Genomic DNA, 2,370 nt, shown 5'->3' with positions numbered 1-2,370 from the left:
TCGGGTGGGAGGAAGGGGAGTTTGAGGAGATTCGCTCCCCTCCACCCTATCCCTCCTCCCAGGGTTGGGAGGAGGGAAGAGCGAAGCGAAGGGAGGAGGGTACTAAACCTGGTAAAATAGCGGTCAGAAATGGCTACACAGACCACCCCCCGCAAGCCGAGGCCGCCGCGTAGCGCCGCGCCGCGCCAGACCCGAACCAACACCCGGTTTGCCTACGATACCTGGGGGATCGCTCTCTGCGCCTTCGGGCTGATCCTGCTCGCCACACTTTTTGGGGCGGGGAGCAACTCGGGAGATAACTTCCTGGGACGCACGGTCGTGCATGGCTTCTATCTTCTGGCGGGAGTTGGAGCGTGGGTCTTTCCCTTTGTTTTGCTGGCGCTGGGGGGTATGCTCGCCATTGGCAAGAGCCGCTCCTACGACAACATGAGCGCACTCGGTGCCCTCTATCTCATCTTTATCGCCTGGTGGCACCTAGGCCGCGTGAGTGGGATGAAGATTGACTACCACTTCGTCGCGGATAACCTCGTCAACGGCGGCGGCTACATTGGCGCGGGAATCTCGTGGCTCCTGCGAATGCTGGTAGGTGTCTTTGGAGCCCATGTCTTCTTTTTGGCACTGACCGGAATTGGGATTCTCTTTCTGGTGGATGTCCCACTGCCCTCACTACTGGGACCACTGGAGCGCTTTGTGGGAGAGTGGACGGGCAAGGGCAAGCAAGCCGCAACGGCACAGGCCAAAGAGGCGGTGGAAAAAGTCCGCAAGAAGCCAGTGCCCGGCGAGCGCAAGCCACTCGTCCAGCCGCCCCCCAGTGTCTACAAGCGCAGCACCCCGGAGCCCCTCGACGATGAGTTCGACGTCGATATAGAGGAACCCACCGCCCCTGCCCGTGGCCAGCAACCGACATTATTCTCGTTCCGCAAAGAAAAGCCAGCCACTCCCACACTAACTCCCCCACTTGTGGGGGCGGGGGGTGCGGAGGACACAGACGACGAGACTGCTCCTATTTTACCGGCTCCGCTTGTCCGTCCCACCACCACTGTCAATAAAACCCAGTTCTCCTTTGTCCTGCCCAGCACCGGGATTCTCGCGCCCTCACCACCTGCCCCCGCCAATGTCGCGGATGGAGAGAGCGAGGAGCGCCGCCAGATCATCCTCCAAACCCTCGAAGACTTCGGGATTGGGGCCGATGTGGCCGATGTCGCATACGGCCCAACCATCACTCGCTACGAGATCGCGCTGGAGCGGGGCATTAAAGTCAGTAAAATCGTCTCCCTCGCCGACAATATCGCCATGGCACTCGCCGCCATTGATGTCCGTGTCGAAGCGCCCATTCCAGGAAAGTCCGCAATTGGTCTCGAAGTACCCAACGAGAAGCCCCGTGCGGTGAGTATCCGCGAGTGCCTAGAAGCCCCCGAGTTTCAGAACGCACCGGGCAAGCTCACGTTCGTGCTGGGCCGCGATGTCACAGGAGCCGTCAAAGTCGCCGATCTTGCCAAGATGCCGCACTTGCTGATTGCGGGCTCCACGGGCTCGGGAAAATCTGTCGGGCTGAACGCATTAATTACATCGCTTCTGTACCGCAACTCCCCGCGCGAGCTGAAGCTGCTCATGATAGACCCTAAAAAAGTCGAGCTCTCGCTCTACGAAGGCATCCCACATCTCGCCTCTCCCGTGATTACCAATGTTAAACAGGCGCCATCGCTGTTCAAGCAAGCCCTGCGCGAGATGGAGACCCGCTACGACAAGTTCGCCAAGCTCGGAACCCGTAACTTGGAGGGCTACAACGCTAAGGTACCGGAAGAGGAAAGAATCCCCTACTGGGTGATTATTGTTGACGAGCTTGCGGACCTGATGATGACCAGCGGCCCGGAGATTGAGACGAGCATCTGTCGGATCGCGCAGCTCGCCCGCGCCACGGGGATTCACCTCGTCATCGCCACGCAGCGACCGTCGGTGAATGTCATCACAGGAACCATCAAGGCCAATATCTCTAGCCGAATCGCCTTTGCCATGAACTCCGCCGTGGACTCCCGCACGATTCTCGACCAGACGGGTGCTGACAGATTAATCGGACGCGGCGACATGCTCTTCATGCCCATTGATGCGGGAAAGCCCTCGCGTATCCAGGGCTGCTATGTCAGCGAGCAGGACACTGAGACACTGGTGCACTATCTCAAAGCGCAGGGCACCCCGAACTTCGATGTGCTTCCCTCCACCCTTTCCATGGCAACCGGCGAAGACGACTCCGGCGAGCTAGAAAGCGACGACGATCTCTTCGAGAGCGCGGTTCGCCTGGTCGTCTCTGGCGGTAGCGCCAGCACATCCATGTTGCAGCGTCGTTTTAAGATCGGCTACACCCGCGCCGCC

At 59.8% G+C, this 2,370-nt stretch carries 1 protein-coding gene; it reads left to right on the top strand.

Annotated features, from left to right (window positions below):
* Window positions 1–129 precede the first annotated feature (129 nt).
* Window positions 130–2,370: DNA translocase FtsK (locus RMO15_RS13735; protein ID WP_309713571.1), on the top strand; the 2,241-nt coding region annotated here is incomplete at its 3' end.

Source organism: Armatimonas sp. (genome assembly GCF_031410135.1).
Taxonomy (GTDB): Bacteria; Armatimonadota; Armatimonadia; order Armatimonadales; family Armatimonadaceae; genus Armatimonas.
This window is presented reverse-complemented; position numbering and strand designations above follow the sequence as displayed.